The following is a 15,926-nucleotide window of genomic DNA, read 5'->3' as shown; positions in this document are numbered from 1 at the left end:
TTTGGATGCACCCCGTTTTGTTTCTCGTTTGTAAACGAAAGCCTCCAATCTCCTTACGTTCCCTTTACGTTTGGTCCCTACCGCTGCGGGTATCCTTTTAGAGAAGTATGACAGCCGTATAAACGCGGGCTGTAGCGGCGATGCCGCGGTACTTGTGTTATTAGGAGGCTTTAGTATGGCAGCACGTGCGGACAAAGTTTCGCGTGTCGACCATGATGGAGTTACGTTGGTGGAGGGCGCGACATCCGATGTTCGCTTTGCCTTCACCGAGCGCGCCGGTGGTGTTTCCGAAGATGCGTACTCCTCACTCAACTTGGGCTCGCATGTTGGCGATGATCCCTTTGCTGTTCAAGAAAATCGTCGTCGCGCGCTCGAGGCTATGGGTGCCGCCGAGTGCGAGCACAACCTGCTCGTTCCCAATCAGGTCCATGGTGACCATATCGTTGCGGTGACCTCGAACGGCGCCGATGACCTTGAGGACGTCCGCGAGCAGATTGCCGAGGGCTGCGATGCCATCGTCTGTACGGCGCATAACGTACCCGTGCTGCTCTGCTTTGCCGACTGCGTCCCCGTGGTGCTGGTGGCCCCTGGCGGATTTGCCGTGGTGCACTCCGGTTGGAAGGGCACGATTGCACGTATTTCTGCCAAGGCGTGCCAGGCGCTTTGCGATGCTGCCGGCTGCGATGCGAGCGACGTTTCCGCCTATATCGGCCCCCATATCTTGGGTGACGAATATGAGGTATCCCAGGAACTCATGGATCGCTTTGCCGCCGAGTTCTCGTGCGTCGATGCGAGCACCTCTCGCATGCTCGATCTTTCCGCTGCCATTTGCGAGGCGCTGGTAGATGTCGGTGTCGACGCGGATAATATCGTGGATACCCAGCTTTCGACTGTGCGTCAGAACGACCGCTTTTATTCCTACCGTAACGAGGGCGGCACCTGTGGGCGCCATGCTGCGATCGGCGTGATGCTATGAGAAAGATCGTATCGGTCCTGAGCGCCGCTGTGCTTACGCTTACGCTGTGTGCCTGTTCTTCGGGATCTTCTACCTCTTCCATTACCGTCGCCGGCTCCACGACCTGCCTTCCTATCGCTGAGATTGCGGCCGAGGGCTTTAAGGAGGAGACCGGCATTGACGTGCTCGTTTCCGGTTTGGGTTCTTCCGCTGGCATCGAGGCCGTCAGCGCCGGCACGGCCGATATCGCCAGCTCCTCCCGTGGACTCAATGCCGACGAACAGGGTCTGGGCCTGACTCCCATCGTCATTGCCCACGACGGTATTGCGGTCATCGTGAACGACGATAACCCGGTCGATAACCTCTCGACCGAGCAGCTCCGCGATATCTACGCCGGCAAGATTACCAATTGGAAAGAGGTCGGTGGCGAGGACCTGAGGATTCAGGTCATCAATCGAGATGAGGCGTCCGGCACGCGTGAGGCCTTTCGTACCATCGTGATGGACGGCACCCCGTTCGATCGCCGCTCGGCCGTTCTTTCGGGCACGGGCCAGGTGCGCGACGTGGTATCTCGTTCGCGCGGTGCCATTGGCTACATTTCGCTGGGCTTCGTCGATAGCCTCAATGCCAAGACCTCGGTCAAGGCCGTCTCGGTCAATCATGTTGAGGCGTCCGAGAAGACGGTCGCGAGCGGCGGCTATCCCATCTCGCGCGACCTTTACTTCTTTGTGAAGGGTGCGCCTTCGCAGCAGGCGCAGGATTACATCGACTACGTGACGTCCGAAAAGATGGACAAGCAGATTCGCGAGGCGGGCTTTATTCCCGTCACCAACGACGAGAAGGGGAGTGAGTAGCATGGAAGCACAGGAAAACTCCCAGACTGAGCAGAATGTTCAGACGCCCAAGAAGCGCGAGCTGGCGCTCGTATCGCGCAGTACCTATATCAAGGAGAAGGCGCTGCAGTGGATCTTCTTTGCCTGCGCGTTCTTGGCGGTCGTTACCGTCATCCTGATTTTTGTCTTTACCACGTACTCGGCGCTGCCCGTCTTTACCGACATCGGTCTGGCGGACTTCTTTAGCTTTACGTGGGCGCCCTCTGAGGGCCACTACGGCATCATGTCGCTGCTTGCCGGCTCAGGTCTGGTGACCGTCGGTGCGCTCGCCATGGGCGTGCCGCTAGGTGTGGGTACGGCCGTATACCTGGTCGAGATCGCCGGCAAGCGCGTGCGCAAGCTCATCAGCCCTGCCGTCGACCTGCTGGCCGGCATCCCTTCTATCATCTACGGCTTTTTCGGCATGATCATCATCCGCCCGTTTATCGCACAACTGACCGGTGGTCTTGGCTTTGGTGCGCTGACGGCGTGGTTCGTGCTTGCCATCATGATCGTCCCTACCATCACCACGCTCACCATCGATGCTCTCAATTCCATTCCCATGGGCATTCGCGAGGCATCCTATGCCATGGGCGCCACCAAGTGGCAGACCATCTATAAGGTCGTGTTACCTGCTGCCAAGCTGGGTATCGTGGATGCCATCGTGCTGGGTATGGGCCGTGCCATCGGCGAGACCATGGCCGTGCTCATGGTCGTGGGCAACGCCCCGGTCATTCCCGATAGCATCGCGAGCCCTATCTCGACGCTCACGAGCCAGATTGCGCTCGACATGAGCTATTCCTCGGGTCTGCACCGCTCGGCGCTGTTCGGCATGGGCGTGGTCCTGTTTATCATCTCCGCCACGCTGGTGGGCATCGTCCGTCTGATTTCCAAGAAGAAGAGGGGGTAGGCTATGTCCGATTCCGTTGACACGACGGTCGATACGACCTCGTCGCGCGAGCGCATTAAGCGTGCCCTTTCCCACGGCAAGAAGGGTCGCATTAACAAAGACCTGTCCAACAAGATCATGCTCGGCGTGTTCCGTGTCGCAGCATACATCACCACGCTGGTGCTGGTCGCTATCATCGCCTACGTGGTCATCAACGGCCTGCCGCATATCTCGCTCGACTTTATCTTTGGTTGGCCGCAGGGCGTCAACGCCGAGGGCGGTATTTGGCCCACGATCGTCTCGACCGTCTACGTGACGGCGCTCGCCATGCTTATCTGCACGCCGATCGCTGTGCTGGCAGCCGTCTATCTGGCCGAGTACGCCAAGCAGGGCAAGGTCGTCGAGCTCATTCGCTACGCTGCTGACGCTTTGGCCTCGGTGCCCTCCATCGTTATGGGCCTGTTTGGCTACGCCTTGTTTGTCGAGGCCATGGGCCTGGGCCTTTCGATGGTCTCGGCCGCTCTGGCGCTCGCGCTCTTGATGCTTCCCATCGTCATGCGCACCACCGAAGAGGCCATTCGCGCCGTTCCGCGCTATATCCGTTGGGGCGCGTACGGCCTGGGCGCCACCAAGTGGCAGGTTGTCTCCAAGATCGTGCTTCCTTCTGCCTTTGGCCGTATTGCCACGGGCATCGTCCTTGCCATCGGCCGTGCCATTGGCGAGACCGCGGTGGTGCTCTACACCATGGGCCAGGCCATCAACCTGCCTATTTCGCCGCTCGATTCCGGCCGCCCCATGACGGTTCACCTGTACCTGCTTGCCAACGACGGCATCAACATGAACGCAGCCTACGGCACCGCGCTCTTGCTGATGGTGATCATTCTGGCCTTCAACCTGTTTGCGCGCTTCCTGTCGCGCAAGCGTCGCTAGTTAAGGAGTCCCATGTCCGTTTATCAGTCCGCTCCCACGCTGGAGCAAGCGGCCATCACGGCCAAGGATTTCAACTTTTGGTACGGTGACTTTCATGCGCTGACGGGGCTTGACCTCAACATCGCCAAAAACGCCATCACCTCGTTTATCGGCCCTTCGGGCTGCGGTAAATCGACGTTTTTGCGCTGCATCAACCGCATGAATGACCTGATCGAGGGTACGCGCGTCGAGGGCACCATGACGCTCGACGGCAATGATATCTATGCCGAGGGCGTCGACCCGGTCGACCTCCGTCGTCGCGTGGGCATGATCTTTCAGCAGCCCAACCCGTTTCCCAAATCCATCTACGAGAATGTCGCCTTTGGCCCTCGTCTGCAGGGCGTGACTAGCAAAAGCGACCTCGATGACATCGTGGAAGAATCGCTCAAGCGCGCCAACCTCTGGAAAGAGGTATCCAATCAGCTCAACAAGGATGGTTTGGCGCTCTCGGGCGGTCAGCAGCAGCGTCTGTGCATCGCGCGCGTGCTTGCGGTGCAACCCGATGTCCTTCTGATGGACGAGCCCTGCTCCGCCATCGACCCCACGTCCGTCTCTAAGGTCGAGGATCTGATGGCCGAGCTGGCGCCCGAGATGACGATCATCATCGTCACGCATTCAATGCAGCAGGCAGCTCGTATCAGCGACTACACCGCATTCTTCTTGCAGGAAGTTGCCGGCGAGCCCGCCACGCTCATCGAGTATGGTCAAACCGACGCGATCTTCGCCAGCCCGGTGGACTCGCGGACGGAAGACTATATCACCGGCCGCTTTGGCTGATCGGTGCGACTAGTCCCAAGCCGATCGGACCTGGTCCGGTGCGTATTCACTGTGCGGGCGGCATGACCGCACCCAACTGATTGGAGTGAACCATGCGCAAACTGTTTTCCCGTCAGCTCATCGAGGCCCGTCACGAGATGCTGAGCATCTATGAGGCCGTCGACCTGGCCCTCCACGATGCCGTGAAGGCCTATGTGACCGACGACCGCAAGCTCGCCACCAAGACCAAGAAGCGCACACTTTCGATTGACGCACGCTGCGCCAACCTGGAGGCCGTTTGCTACAACCTGATCGCCACGCAGTCACCGGTCGCCTCCGACTTCCGCCTGCTTCAGACGATCATCTACGTCGACTTTAACCTGCAACGCATGACCGATAAGGTCCGTCAGATCTGCCGTGCCACGCGTCATATGATCAAGGCCGACATCTCGCTGCCCAAGGAGCTTGTCGGTACGGTCGAGGCCGAGGCTGAGGCCGTCTACCAGGTGCTGGGCTCTTCGCTTTCTGCGCTCGTCACCAATGACATGTCCATCATCTGCAACCTGGCCGTCGAGGACGAGCCAGTGCACGCCGCCTACGAGAAGTTCTTCCGCACCTTTAACCGTATGGATACGGGCGACTTTATGGACGACGACAGCAACTATGACGACCTGCGCCGCGCCATCATGGTTTCGCGCTACCTCGATCGCATCGCTTCGATTTCCATCGATGCCGCCTGCCGTCTGACCTTCCTGTTGACCGGACAGCGTATGACTGCCGGCGATATCGCCCGCACTGATGAGGATGAGCTCGAGAGCATGCGCGTGCCTTCGGGCGAGGGTGTTATCATGAGGCCCGCCGTCGACGCCCGCTACGTTGCCAAGGTGCCCGCTAACGAGGTCAGCGAGGGTCTTCGCTACCTGCTCGATCATCTTGAGGACGAGGACGATGGCGAGGACGACGAGGAGTAAGTAACCCCGTTCGTCGAAAGATTGTAAATACCTAAGTGAGCGCGGCCTTGCACATGCGGGGCCGCGCTCTTGCGTTAGCATGGGACTACTTGTTTGGCTGTCAGCGGAGGCGATTAGCAATGGATAACTATTTGGACTTGATGCGCGCTCGCCGCGAGCAGATTCTGGAACGTTTTTATGCGGCGCTCGATCGCGCAGGCCGTCCCCATGACGCCGCGAGCCTCATTGCCGTGTCCAAGACCGTTGGTGTCGATGAGACCGTTGCCGCCATCCAGGCGGGGTATCGCCATTTTGCCGAGAACCGCCCGCAGGAGCTGGTTCACAAGCTCACGGGTCTGGCGGAGCATCCGGGGCTGCCCGAGGTGCGCTTCGATATGATCGGCAACCTGCAGACCAATAAGATCAATGCGGTGCTGGGCTCAGCCGAGCTGATTCACTCGGTGGGTTCGCTTCATCTGGCGCAGGCGATTTCGAGCCGTGCTGTCCGCAAGATTGAGGCAGGCGAGCTCGCCGGCCCCCAGCGTGTGCTCATTGAGGTCAATGTGAGTGGTGAGGAGTCGAAGGGAGGCTTTTCGCCCGATGAGATTCGCGCCGCCGCGGGTGAGCTTGCGGAACTTGAGGGAATTTGCGTACAGGGGCTTATGACTATGGCGCCCCGGGGGAATAAGGATGTAGCACGCCGCACCTTTGCGGGGCTTCGTGAGCTGAGGGATGAGCTGGAGGCGGCGCATCCCGATTTGAGCCTGCCCGAGCTTTCCTGCGGCATGAGCGAGGACTTTGAGCCTGCCCTTGAGGAGGGCTCTACGCTCGTTCGCCTGGGCAGGGTAGTATTTAGCCCGGAGTTTGCAGTAAAATAAGGCTCTGAAGTGCGCACTGATTATCGGGGCGCCTGCACTAAACCGCGAGAGGACACAACCATGGGCTTCCTTGACGAGATTAAAAATAAGATGCACCTGGGCGGCCAGCAGGGTTACGACCAGGGTTATGGCCAGGACGACGACTACGGCTACGATGACGGCTATGACGATAGTTATCAGGGCAACGGCTACAGCGGTGCTTCGGGCGAGGGCTTCTACACCCAAGACGAGCCGAGCAACGGCCTGCTTGGTCAGACGCGCCGCGGTGAAGCTGAGTCGGTTGCCGTGTATACGCGCTCCGGTCAGCTGGTCGGCGATGACTCCCGCCATGCTACGACGTATAACCCGCCTTCGCGCTCGCAGGACAGTGTTGCGAGCGGTTATCGTCCTGGTGCCTATGACACGCCGTCTAGCTACGCCGAGAACACCCGCGCCCGTGCCGCCGCTGCGCCCGCGCCTGCACCGAGCGATGCCTCGGCCTATGCGAGCAATATCATCAACGCCACGCCGCAGCTGCCGGCCTATGTCCTGCGCCCCGAGAGCTACGACGACGTGGAGACCGTGGTGCGCCGCGTTCGCACCAAGCAGCCTGTCGCACTGATTTTTGTGGGCGTACGCACCGAAGTTGCCAAGCGCGTCTTGGACTTCTCTTACGGCTTTGCCTGCGGTCTGGGTGCCGCGGTCAAGGAGGTGGGCGACCGCGTGTTCATGGTGCTGCCCGCCGGTTGCGAGGTCAAAGATTCCGATCTCAAGAAGCTTCGTGCCGACGGCTACCTCAAGTAAAGACAAGACGAGGAGATTCCCATCAACATCTACACTATCGTCCAGCTGGTCAACACGCTGTTCAACTTCTATTCCACGCTTATTGTCGTCTACTGCTTTATGACGTGGATTCCCATGAAGCAGGGTGGTTTGCTTCAGGATATTGCTGCGGTGCTCGATAGCGTGTGCGGTCCGTGGCTCAACCTGTTCCGTCGTTTCATCCCGCCGATGGGCGGTATCGATTTTTCGCCGGTCGTTGCGATTATTGCGTTGCAGTTGGTGCAGAGGCTGGTTCTGCAGCTTCTTATAGGTATACTCGTATAGAACTGACTTAGTAACTTACGTCGGGCGTGTAGCGCCGAGGCGATGAAAAAGGAGACTTGTTATGGCTATTACCCCCGCAGACATCCAGGCTCAGACTTTCTCTGAGGCCAAGCGTGGCTACGATCCTGCCGAGGTCGACGTCTTCTTGGAGACGCTGTCTTCCGAGGTTGACGCTATGCTCGCTAAGATCGTTGACCTTAAGGGTCGTCTGACTGCTACCGAGCAGCAGCTTGCCGACGCACAGGCTCAGCTTGCCCAGGCTCAGGATGCCACCGCCCAGGCCGTTCCTGCCGCCCCCGTGGCTGCTCCCGCCCCTGACTTCTCCGCTCAGGAGCGCCAGATTTCCGCTGCCCTGATCGCTGCCCAGCAGACCGCTGAGACCATCGTCAACGATGCCAACGAGAACGCTGAGCGTATCCGCAACGAGGCTGACGCCAAGGCCCGCGAGGTTATCCGCCAGGCTCTGACCGAAAAGCAGGCCGAGCTCGAGGAGATCGATCGTCTCAAGGCTTCTCGTGAGGAGTTCAAGGCCGAGTATCTCAAGCTCATCCAGCACTTCATGGACGATGCCCAGAACTCCTTCCCGGCCGACCTCATGGCCTCCACGCCGGTCGGTTCTGCCGCTTCTCCTGCGGTGACTGTTCCCGCCGAGCCGCTGCCCGTCGCTGATCCGGTTGTCCCCGTGGCCGATCCCTTCGCCCCGATCGACAATTTTGCTGCCGACGACCTGGACTAACATTCGGCCTACAATTTAGTGCCTAGAAAGGACCTGCAGCTTGCGGGTCCTTTTTTATGACTGTGCCGGGGTGCGTAACATAAAAAACCGAGCCCTGCACATAATGGTGCAGAACTCGGCGAACGGGTGAGCGGTCAAGGGTAGGTTTTAAGGCATGTCCCAAAACCTACTTGAGGAGGAAGTCGGGGAGGGGAATGGTACGGGCCTCGCGATGCTCGGGATCGGCGATGTGGTCGGCAGGATATCCGCAGACGAGCATGTGATAGGGATAGACGCCCTTGGGCAGATTGAACTGCTCCTGTGCCACCTCAGGCTTAAAATGGCATACCCAGCACGTTCCCAGGCCCTGCTCGGTGGCCTCCATCATCATCTGATCGCAGACGATCGAAGTATCGATGGCACTCGAGTTCATCTGATCATACGGGCGCACCCAAGCATCATCGGTAACGCTGCAAATAAGGAAGACAAGCGGAGCCCCAAAGATAGACCCATCACGAGCAAACCGAGGCTGACAAGCAGCAGCCTTCTCCAGAAGCTCAGGCGTATCCAACACCATCACACGAGAAGGATGATTATTGCAAGCAGAAGGAGCAATACGCCCAGCCTCAACAATGGCGTCCACCACAGCCTGCTCAACAGGATGGTCCTCAAACGAACGACAAGAATACCGACCACGAGCCAGATCCAAATAAGACATACAAGCCCTCCTAAAATTAAAAATCAAACAAACCAAAAGTAACCCAAAGAGTACCCAAAGCAGCAATCGGCCAAACGCTCATCAAGGGCCAAAGTGTCCGAACGGGTACCAAAGGTCCCTTCAGCCAAACCCCCATTGCGCTACAACTATCAGCCAAAGTCCCCAATGGTGGTACGTAAGGCGAAGGGCCGGCCACGGTTTACTTTCGAATGACTCTGCAAAGCAGCCGGAGTGAGAAAGCAAACCGTGGCCGGCCCTTCGCCGCCGGGACACGTGCCCCCAATTAACTGTTCTTCATGACAATCGAATCCACGACATCGGCCACATTCTCACAGCAGTCAGCGCAGTACTCCAGGAAGGCGTACACGTCACGCCAGGCGATGACCTCGAGCGGATCTTTGCCGTTGACATGCAGGTTGCGCATAGCGTTGATGTAGAGGTCGTCGGCCTCGGACTCGATCGTGTTGATCTGGATGACGAGCTCGCGCAGCGTCTTGGACTTGCGGTAGTTAGGCAGCTCGACCATCAGGTCCTTCATGGCGCGGCAGGCGTCGGTCACCTTGTGGGCGATGACGATGGCGTCGGGATGGATGCTCTGGATGTTGGTGAAGTAGACGCGCTGCACGACGCCCTCGATACGGTCGAGCACGGTGTCGAGCGAGCAGCTCATCAGGTCCAGGTCCTCGCGCTCAAGCGGGGTGATAAAGGCCGTGAGCAGGGCGTCCTCAAGCTCATGGTGCTTCTTGTCGGCCGCATGCTCGATCGCGTGCATCTTGTCGAGCATATCGTGAATCTTTGCAGGATCGAAGTTCTCGAAAATCTTGGTGAGCAGCTCGGCGGCCTGGACGGCAAGGTCGGCGCAGGCGACGTAGTTGTCAAAGTAGAACGAATCGGGTTTCTTTGCCATGAGTGGGTCCTTTCGAGGCGAAGACGGGTGGGCGAAGTATTACGGTCCGGATGGACGCTCGGTTTGACTAGATGAACATCATGAACAGCTTGGCCATGACAAAGCTGATGAGTCCACAGGCGGGGAAGGTGAAGAACCAGGTGAACATCATGTCCTTGACGACGCCGAAGTTGATGGCCGAAAGGCGCTTGACGGCGCCGACGCCCATGATGGCGCAGGTCTTGATGTGAGTGGAGGACACGGGGATGCCGGTGAGCGTGGCAAGCAGCAGGTTTGCGGCGCCCGCCAGGTCGGCGGAGAAGCCCTGGTACTTCTCGAGCTTGACCATGCTCTGGCCAACGGACTTGATGATGCGCTCGCCGCCCACGCTGGTGCCGATGCCCATGGTGGCCGAGCACAGCAGCATAATCCAGATGGGGATGCCGGCATCGCCGACGCTCGTCTGGCCGCTGGCAAAGGCCACGCCTAAAAAGAGCACGCCGATGAACTTCTGTCCATCCTGCGCGCCGTGCATAAAGCTCATGGCCGCAGCGCTTGCGATCTGAGCGTATTTAAAGAAGACATTGGCACGTCGCCTGTTGGCGGCGGCGAAAAGAATCGAGACGAGCTTGCACAGGACCCAGCCCATGACAAAGCCCAGGCCGATGGAGAGCGCCAGGCCGTAGATGACCTTCATCCACTCGTGGACGTTGACGCTGCTCGCACCGCCGAGGGCGATGGCGGCACCGGTCAGGCCGGCGATAAGGCTGTGGCTTTGCGAGGTGGGGATGCCAAAACGCGACGCTGTGGCGCCGTAGACGACGATGGAGAACAGCGCCGCGCACAGGCAGGCGAGCGCCATGGTGCTGTTTCCGCCAAAGTCGACAATATGGGAGATGGTGTTGGCGACGCTCGCGTTAAAGTGCGTCATGATGAGCACGCCAAGGAAGTTGAATGCGGCACTCATGAGGATGGCGGCGCGGGCGGGCATGCAACGCGTGGTGACGCAGGTCGCGATGGCGTTGGGTGCGTCGGTCCATCCATTGACGAAGATGGCGCCGAGCGCGAGGATCACGGTGACGGCAAGGACTGGGTTCGACACAAGTTGGCCGAGGAAGGTTGAGAACGTTACGTCCATATATGGGCTTTCTCGAAGTTTGCAGGCACGTTACAGAAACATGATAAATCGTATCACCTCCTGCGGGTTTCTTTACCGAGTTCTGATGGGAGCAGTGAATTTTTTGGCACTAAAAATGAATATTAGCCCTGTTGACCGCGGGTGTTCTTTTTGCTAACACACCATGAGGACACGTGCGCGCGCCCCAACACCCCAAAACCACAGTCTGTTCGCTTTACAATATGCAAACATGCGTTCGATAATAGGGGCCATGGAATATCGACAGACAGACGGCAAAACTCGGCGCGTGCACAAGCAGTATGTGGACGTCGTGACCCGCATCCTTGCGGGCGGACAAGTCGTGCCGGTCACCGTCTGCTGGGTCGACGGCCGTTGCTTTACGATCGACGAGATTGTCTCGTCCACCGGTTTTGGCCTGACGGTTCACGGCATTCGTACGGCAACCTATAAGGTACGTTTTGGCGGACATGCGACCGAGTTGTATCTGGAGGACCAAACGCGTGAGCGGGCGGACGGCTCGCAGGCGCACGTGATGCGTTGGTGGGTCTGGGCTTTTGATCGTACGCTCGAGGGCGAGCGCCGCAGGTAAGAGCGCGCGGCATTCGGGTACAATGGCAGGAATCTTGTCACCTACGGCGCTGTTGTGGCGCTTTTTGAAAGGACGAAGTATGAACGATATCCAGGGCTATCAGAACGGCCCCATCGAGACCGGCGCAAGCCGCGCCAAGGAGATGTCGCCGCGCGCGTACAATCTTGCCATGTCCGCCCTCATCTTCTTGGGCTTTTGCGCCATGGGCGCCGGTGCTTACTTTACGAGCACCATGGCGTTTGCCCGCATGATGATGAGCGGCGCCGCCCTGCCACTGGTCTTTGGCTCGTTTATTTTAACCATCGTCGGCATGGTCATGATGTCGGCTGCTGCGGGCAAGCAGTCCGTGGGTCTGTCCCTTGTGGGCTACGTAATCTTTGCGAGTACCTTTGGCCTGACCGCGTCGTTTGGCCTTGCCAACTACGACCTGCCCACCATCAACACTGCCTTTATCGCCACGGCCGCCATCACCTTTGTCTTTGGCGCCTTGGGCGTGACGTTCCCCAAGTTTTTCCAGCGCGTATATGGCATCGGCTTTGGCATTCTGCTCGCCACTATTCTGGTTGAGATCGTGCTGATGTTTATGGGCGTCTCGCAGACCATCACCGACCTGATCGTGATCGTGGTGTTCGCCGGCTTTATTGGCTACGACACCTATGTTGCCACGACGGTGCCGCCCACGCTGCCCAATGCGGTGCTCATGGCGTCCAATCTGTTCGTGGACATTATCAACGTGTTCCTGCGCATCCTGAACATCCTCGGTCGTCGCGACTAGTGCCAAATTGCAGCGGTGCTTGCCGTGCGTGTAAATCGATGCGAAAGGCGGTCCTTCGGGGCCGTCTTTTTTGTACGCGGCGGGGTATCATGGATGAGAAAAAGCCGATGGCGGCAGCGACAGGAAAGGTGACCACGTATGGCAGACGTCGACAACAGGAACCGTAACCGCAGGTCCAACCGAGCGGGTCAGCCCAATCCCAAGCGCGAGGCCCGTGCCAAGGCCGCCGAGCGCCATGTGATGACTGTGTCCGAAGCGTGCGCCAAGGATATCGAGCGTTCGCTTGCTGGTGTTCGCGAGTTTGACGGCATGCCCGCCGGCTTTGTCGCGGCGATGAAGGCCAAGGTTCAGACTACTGTGGCCCCCGAAGAGCAGGTCGCCGAGGACGTCGAGAACGCGGAGGCTGCCGAGGTCGAGGCAGCGCCCGAGACCGAGGCAGCGCCCGAGCCCGTCGAGGAGCCTGCCGAGGAAATCGCCGAAGCTGAGTCCGCGCCTGCTGAGGAGCCCGCTCCGGTCCTGCCCGAGGTCACTGTGCTTGATGCCTCCGCCACGCAGGCAATCCTCGATAACGGTCGCGGCTATGCGCAGTTCTGCGACATGGCCGTGCTCGCCTTTGCCTCGTTCACCAACCCGGGCGGTGGCTATATTCAGGGTTATCTGGGCCAGGAGGCCACGCTGTGCGCCGATTCGTATCTGTACAACGTTCTCGATAAGCAGCGTAAGTGGTACGGCGAGAACCGTCGCCGCAACATCAACTGCGAGCTTTACCGAAACCGTGCGCTGGTGGTGCCTGCGGTACGCTTCGAGCGCAACCACGTGCATGCGTATGCCGACGTAATCGTTGCCGCCGCGCCCAACGTCAAGCGCGCTCGCCAGGAGTATCGCGTGGGTGACGATGCCCTGCTGGACGCCCTGCACGATCGCATTCGCTTTGTGCTTGCCATCTGTGACGAGCTAGGTCGCGAGAAGCTCGTGCTGGGCGCTTGGGGCTGCGACAACAACGGCTTTGACGCAGAGGCCGTGGCCGAGCTCTTCCGCAAGGAGCTCGCGTCGGGCGACTTTAAGGTCAAGCAGGTCTTCTTTGCCGTGCCTTCTACGCGCTGGGATGAGGATTTTGCCAAGTTCGAGCACGTGCTGGCAAACTTCCCCGAGCGCAACGAGGAGTCCTATGCCCAGGTTGCCGCTCGCGCTGCGGCAGCTCGCGCCGCCGAGCAGGCCCAGGCTGCTACCGAGGATGATGAGGACGAGGACGATTGGCGCAGGTACCTGTAATCGGTACGTGCTGACAGATAGGTCGAGCCGACGGGAGAGGCTGCTTCCGTCGGCTTTTTATTGAGTGGGGAGCTTACGATGAAAAACGTTCTGTGCTTTGGTGACAGCAACACCTATGGTTACGATCCGGCGGGTATGCGCGACGGTACCGCGGTGCGCTATGCGCAGGATGTGCGCTGGTGCGGTGTGGCCCAACGTGACTTAGGCGAGGGCTGGCATGTAATTGAAGAAGGCCTCAACGGCCGCACGACGGTACGCGACGACATGTGCCATCTGGACACTAACCTCAACGGCATTCGCGCGCTTCCGATGCTGCTCGAGGCTCATAAGCCGCTGGACGCCATTGTGATCATGCTGGGCACCAACGACTGTAAGACGGTCTTTAACGTGACAGCTTCCGATATCGCCCGTGGCGCCATGGCGCTGATTCGCGCCGTCCGCGCGTTTCCGTGGACCGACGCTGCGCCTTGCCCGCGCATCCTGCTGATGGCTCCTATCAAGATCAAGCCGCAGATCGCCGATGTGTATATGACCGACTTTGACGAGCATTCCGTTGAGGCATCTGAGCATTTTGGCGAGTACTATACGCACGTGGCCGAGCAGTTTGGCTGCGACTTTTTGAATGCCGCCGACTTTGCCGAGCCGGGCGATATCGACTATCTGCATATGATGCCCGAAAGCCACGAGAGCCTGGGTCACGCCGTGGCAGCCAAGCTCAAAGAGATGCTTGGTGAGTAGCGTGATCCCAAACCACCACAAAGGGGACAGACACCTTTGTGGTGGATTTGCCCGCGTTAGCGAGCGGCTCGGTTGCCATATGGGCATGGACGAGCTCATTGACCTCTTTGCCGAGGGCGACGAGCTTGTCTCAAACACCGCTTTTGAGGATTTGGAGCTTGCCTACGACGTTGCGAACGGCGCGACGTTCGATGGCGTCGTGTTTCGGTCCTGCGTGTTCGACGGCGTCGACTGGAGCGGTTCTGCTTTCCGCGACGTGATGTTTCGCGGCTGCCGTTTTATTCGCAGCAATATGGAAGGCTGCTGGCTCAATCGCTGCGACTTCGTCGATTGCTCGGCACCGGGACTCAACTTGCTCAAGGCGCGCCTGTCGAGTGTGTCGTTTGGATCGTGCGACTTGAGCTACGCAAATCTTTCGGAGGGGCGTATTGGCCCTATGACAGCATGCGATACGCGTCTGAGCGAGGCTGCGCTTCAGGGTGCCAAGCTGAGGCAGGTTCGCTTGGATGGCTGTGACCTGACGCGTGTTGATGTGTTCAAGACGTCGCTTTCCGGCGTTGATGTGTCGCGCTGTACATTTGTGGCGCCCGTTGTTTCGGGCGATTACCATGAGTTGCGTGGCCTGACGGTCAATGCCGAGCAGGCGCTGGCACTCTCGGGTTTGTTGGGAATTCAACTCGCCGACGGCTAGACGTCAAAAAGGAAAAACCGCCGCAAAGGTGCCTGTCCCCTTTGCGGCGGTTTTGGGCTGCGAATCTCAGTACTGCCACATGTGGTTGACGGGGCCGGAGCCTTTGCCCATGTCCAGGCCGGCGGCCAGAGCGCCTGTCAGGTATGCCTTGCCGGCGTTGACGGCATCGGCAAGATTCATGCCCTGTGCCAGCGCGCAGGCGATGGCGGACGAGAGCGTGCAGCCGGTGCCGTGCGTGTTGTCGGTCTCGATGCGCTTGTGGCGGAACCACGTGGTGAGTGGATCTCCCAGATGGTTGCCCTCGTCATCGAGTGGCGCGGGTTCGGCCAGTACATCGTTGGCCTCGTTGACAAGATGCCCGCCCTTAACGAGGGATGCGCAACCAAAGCGGCGGGTGAGGAGCATGGCAGCATTTTGCTGCGTGCGCTCGGAGTCGACCTCGTAGTCGAGCAGGGCCATGGCCTCGGGAATATTGGGCGTGATAACCGTCGCTAGCGGGAACAGGCGGCGGGTGAGCGCCTCGGCGGCATCTTCGGCAATCAGCCGTGCGCCCGAGGTGGCTACCATGACGGGGTCGACTACCACGTTTGTCGCGTTCCAGGCGCTCAGGCGGTCGGCGATAACATCGATAATCTTGGCAGAGGAAACCATGCCAATCTTGACGGCGTTGGGGCGGATATCGTCAAAAACGGCATCGATCTGCGCCGCGACAATATCCGGGGAGATGTTCTGCACGGCGGTGACGCCCAGGGTGTTCTGTGCGGTGATGGCGGTGATGGCCGTCTCGGCATACAGGCGGTGCGCCGTGATGGTCTTGATGTCGGCCTGAATGCCGGCACCACCGCTGGAATCTGATCCTGCGATGGACAGGACGGCGGGTACCTTGCTGCGATCCATGTTCGCTCCCTTGTTCGGTCGGAATCAAATGGGTCTATAATCCAGCATTATAAAGATGCCCGGGCCGACTCTATGTCGAACCCGGGCGGGCGATGCAATCTTTACGAAAATCCTTGATTCTCATTTTCATTGCAACGGCCTCAGGACTCAGC

General features: G+C 59.2%; 19 protein-coding genes. 15 read left to right on the top strand and 4 right to left on the bottom strand.

Annotation, left to right across the window (positions count from 1 at the left end; genetic code table 11):
- Positions 1-175: 175 nt before the first annotated feature.
- From DWY03_RS07755 to DWY03_RS07710, 10 genes are all read left to right on the top strand, one after another.
- Entirely contained in the window at positions 176-976 is an 801-nt protein-coding gene (locus DWY03_RS07755; RefSeq protein ID WP_117840373.1) for a polyphenol oxidase family protein, read from the top strand.
- Positions 973-1,809: a phosphate ABC transporter substrate-binding protein gene (locus tag DWY03_RS07750; protein WP_117840372.1), complete on the top strand. Its 837-nt coding sequence runs from the start codon at positions 973-975 to the stop codon at positions 1,807-1,809. Before DWY03_RS07755 ends, DWY03_RS07750 begins: the two co-directional genes overlap by 4 nt.
- Before the next feature lies 1 nt (position 1,810).
- Positions 1,811-2,737 carry a phosphate ABC transporter permease subunit PstC gene (gene pstC / locus DWY03_RS07745; protein WP_117840371.1) on the top strand — a complete coding sequence of 309 codons (927 nt, stop codon included), beginning with the start codon at positions 1,811-1,813 and terminating at the stop codon, positions 2,735-2,737.
- Positions 2,738-2,740: 3 nt separating this feature from the next.
- Complete coding sequence (gene pstA / locus DWY03_RS07740) at positions 2,741-3,646, top strand: phosphate ABC transporter permease PstA (protein ID WP_117840370.1); 906 nt, start codon at positions 2,741-2,743, stop codon at positions 3,644-3,646.
- A gap of 12 nt (positions 3,647-3,658) precedes the next feature.
- The gene (pstB, locus tag DWY03_RS07735; protein ID WP_117840369.1) at positions 3,659-4,462 is read left to right on the top strand and encodes a phosphate ABC transporter ATP-binding protein PstB; all 804 of its coding nucleotides are present in this window, start codon (positions 3,659-3,661) and stop codon (positions 4,460-4,462) included.
- Between the two features lie 92 nt (positions 4,463-4,554).
- On the top strand, positions 4,555-5,412 hold the full coding sequence (locus DWY03_RS07730) for a PhoU domain-containing protein (RefSeq protein ID WP_117840368.1): 858 nt from the start codon (positions 4,555-4,557) through the stop codon (positions 5,410-5,412).
- A gap of 119 nt (positions 5,413-5,531) precedes the next feature.
- Positions 5,532-6,269, top strand: a complete 738-nt coding sequence (locus DWY03_RS07725) for a YggS family pyridoxal phosphate-dependent enzyme (RefSeq protein WP_117840367.1) — start codon at positions 5,532-5,534, stop codon at positions 6,267-6,269.
- A 60-nt stretch (positions 6,270-6,329) separates the two neighbouring features.
- Complete coding sequence (locus tag DWY03_RS07720; RefSeq protein ID WP_117840366.1) at positions 6,330-7,052, top strand: cell division protein SepF; 723 nt, start codon at positions 6,330-6,332, stop codon at positions 7,050-7,052.
- A 15-nt stretch (positions 7,053-7,067) separates the two neighbouring features.
- Complete coding sequence (locus tag DWY03_RS07715) at positions 7,068-7,355, top strand: YggT family protein (protein ID WP_040358293.1); 288 nt, start codon at positions 7,068-7,070, stop codon at positions 7,353-7,355.
- Between the two features lie 61 nt (positions 7,356-7,416).
- The gene (locus tag DWY03_RS07710; RefSeq protein ID WP_006234242.1) at positions 7,417-8,091 is read left to right on the top strand and encodes a DivIVA domain-containing protein; all 675 of its coding nucleotides are present in this window, start codon (positions 7,417-7,419) and stop codon (positions 8,089-8,091) included.
- Positions 8,092-8,257: 166 nt separating this feature from the next.
- On the opposite strand, the gene DWY03_RS07705 is transcribed toward DWY03_RS07710, so the two are convergent.
- The 3 genes from DWY03_RS07705 to DWY03_RS07695 all read right to left on the bottom strand — a co-directional run bounded on the left by DWY03_RS07705 (position 8,258) and on the right by DWY03_RS07695 (position 10,812).
- Positions 8,258-8,788, bottom strand: a complete 531-nt coding sequence (locus DWY03_RS07705; RefSeq protein ID WP_117840365.1) for a nitroreductase family protein — start codon at positions 8,786-8,788, stop codon at positions 8,258-8,260.
- Positions 8,789-9,071: 283 nt separating this feature from the next.
- A complete protein-coding gene (locus DWY03_RS07700) occupies positions 9,072-9,695 on the bottom strand; it encodes a DUF47 domain-containing protein (protein ID WP_099431537.1) in 624 nt (207 codons plus the stop codon).
- Positions 9,696-9,762: 67 nt separating this feature from the next.
- Complete coding sequence (locus DWY03_RS07695) at positions 9,763-10,812, bottom strand: inorganic phosphate transporter (protein ID WP_055251696.1); 1,050 nt, start codon at positions 10,810-10,812, stop codon at positions 9,763-9,765.
- A gap of 250 nt (positions 10,813-11,062) precedes the next feature.
- Between DWY03_RS07695 and DWY03_RS07690 the strand changes: the two genes are divergently transcribed.
- From DWY03_RS07690 to DWY03_RS07670, 5 genes are all read left to right on the top strand, one after another.
- Complete coding sequence (locus DWY03_RS07690; RefSeq protein ID WP_117820376.1) at positions 11,063-11,401, top strand: hypothetical protein; 339 nt, start codon at positions 11,063-11,065, stop codon at positions 11,399-11,401.
- A 79-nt stretch (positions 11,402-11,480) separates the two neighbouring features.
- Entirely contained in the window at positions 11,481-12,176 is a 696-nt protein-coding gene (locus DWY03_RS07685) for a Bax inhibitor-1 family protein (RefSeq protein WP_158558639.1), read from the top strand.
- Between the two features lie 138 nt (positions 12,177-12,314).
- On the top strand, positions 12,315-13,448 hold the full coding sequence (locus DWY03_RS07680) for a TIGR02452 family protein (protein WP_117840363.1): 1,134 nt from the start codon (positions 12,315-12,317) through the stop codon (positions 13,446-13,448).
- A 78-nt stretch (positions 13,449-13,526) separates the two neighbouring features.
- Positions 13,527-14,186 carry an SGNH/GDSL hydrolase family protein gene (locus tag DWY03_RS07675; protein ID WP_117840362.1) on the top strand — a complete coding sequence of 220 codons (660 nt, stop codon included), beginning with the start codon at positions 13,527-13,529 and terminating at the stop codon, positions 14,184-14,186.
- Between the two features lie 85 nt (positions 14,187-14,271).
- On the top strand, positions 14,272-14,877 hold the full coding sequence (locus DWY03_RS07670) for a pentapeptide repeat-containing protein (RefSeq protein WP_231500821.1): 606 nt from the start codon (positions 14,272-14,274) through the stop codon (positions 14,875-14,877).
- A 66-nt stretch (positions 14,878-14,943) separates the two neighbouring features.
- On the opposite strand, the gene thiD is transcribed toward DWY03_RS07670, so the two are convergent.
- Positions 14,944-15,774, bottom strand: a complete 831-nt coding sequence (gene thiD / locus DWY03_RS07665) for a bifunctional hydroxymethylpyrimidine kinase/phosphomethylpyrimidine kinase (protein WP_117840360.1) — start codon at positions 15,772-15,774, stop codon at positions 14,944-14,946.
- Positions 15,775-15,926: the final 152 nt, after the last annotated feature.

It is taken from the genome of Collinsella sp. AF23-2 (assembly GCF_003459245.1).
GTDB lineage: Bacteria > Actinomycetota > Coriobacteriia > Coriobacteriales > Coriobacteriaceae > Collinsella.
The sequence above is the reverse complement of the archived record's forward strand: the minus strand, read 5'-3'. Positions and strand labels throughout refer to the sequence as shown.

Coding starts and splice junctions, on each gene's coding strand:
- DWY03_RS07755 (WP_117840373.1), top strand. CDS start 176: ATGGCAGCACGTGCGGACAAAGTTTCGCGTGTCGACCATGATGGAGTT.
- DWY03_RS07750 (WP_117840372.1), top strand. CDS start 973: ATGAGAAAGATCGTATCGGTCCTGAGCGCCGCTGTGCTTACGCTTACG.
- pstC (WP_117840371.1), top strand. CDS start 1,811: ATGGAAGCACAGGAAAACTCCCAGACTGAGCAGAATGTTCAGACGCCC.
- pstA (WP_117840370.1), top strand. CDS start 2,741: ATGTCCGATTCCGTTGACACGACGGTCGATACGACCTCGTCGCGCGAG.
- pstB (WP_117840369.1), top strand. CDS start 3,659: ATGTCCGTTTATCAGTCCGCTCCCACGCTGGAGCAAGCGGCCATCACG.
- DWY03_RS07730 (WP_117840368.1), top strand. CDS start 4,555: ATGCGCAAACTGTTTTCCCGTCAGCTCATCGAGGCCCGTCACGAGATG.
- DWY03_RS07725 (WP_117840367.1), top strand. CDS start 5,532: ATGGATAACTATTTGGACTTGATGCGCGCTCGCCGCGAGCAGATTCTG.
- DWY03_RS07720 (WP_117840366.1), top strand. CDS start 6,330: ATGGGCTTCCTTGACGAGATTAAAAATAAGATGCACCTGGGCGGCCAG.
- DWY03_RS07710 (WP_006234242.1), top strand. CDS start 7,417: ATGGCTATTACCCCCGCAGACATCCAGGCTCAGACTTTCTCTGAGGCC.
- DWY03_RS07705 (WP_117840365.1), bottom strand. CDS start 8,788: ATGTCTTATTTGGATCTGGCTCGTGGTCGGTATTCTTGTCGTTCGTTT.
- DWY03_RS07700 (WP_099431537.1), bottom strand. CDS start 9,695: ATGGCAAAGAAACCCGATTCGTTCTACTTTGACAACTACGTCGCCTGC.
- DWY03_RS07695 (WP_055251696.1), bottom strand. CDS start 10,812: ATGGACGTAACGTTCTCAACCTTCCTCGGCCAACTTGTGTCGAACCCA.
- DWY03_RS07690 (WP_117820376.1), top strand. CDS start 11,063: ATGGAATATCGACAGACAGACGGCAAAACTCGGCGCGTGCACAAGCAG.
- DWY03_RS07685 (WP_158558639.1), top strand. CDS start 11,481: ATGAACGATATCCAGGGCTATCAGAACGGCCCCATCGAGACCGGCGCA.
- DWY03_RS07680 (WP_117840363.1), top strand. CDS start 12,315: ATGGCAGACGTCGACAACAGGAACCGTAACCGCAGGTCCAACCGAGCG.
- DWY03_RS07675 (WP_117840362.1), top strand. CDS start 13,527: ATGAAAAACGTTCTGTGCTTTGGTGACAGCAACACCTATGGTTACGAT.
- DWY03_RS07670 (WP_231500821.1), top strand. CDS start 14,272: ATGGACGAGCTCATTGACCTCTTTGCCGAGGGCGACGAGCTTGTCTCA.
- thiD (WP_117840360.1), bottom strand. CDS start 15,774: ATGGATCGCAGCAAGGTACCCGCCGTCCTGTCCATCGCAGGATCAGAT.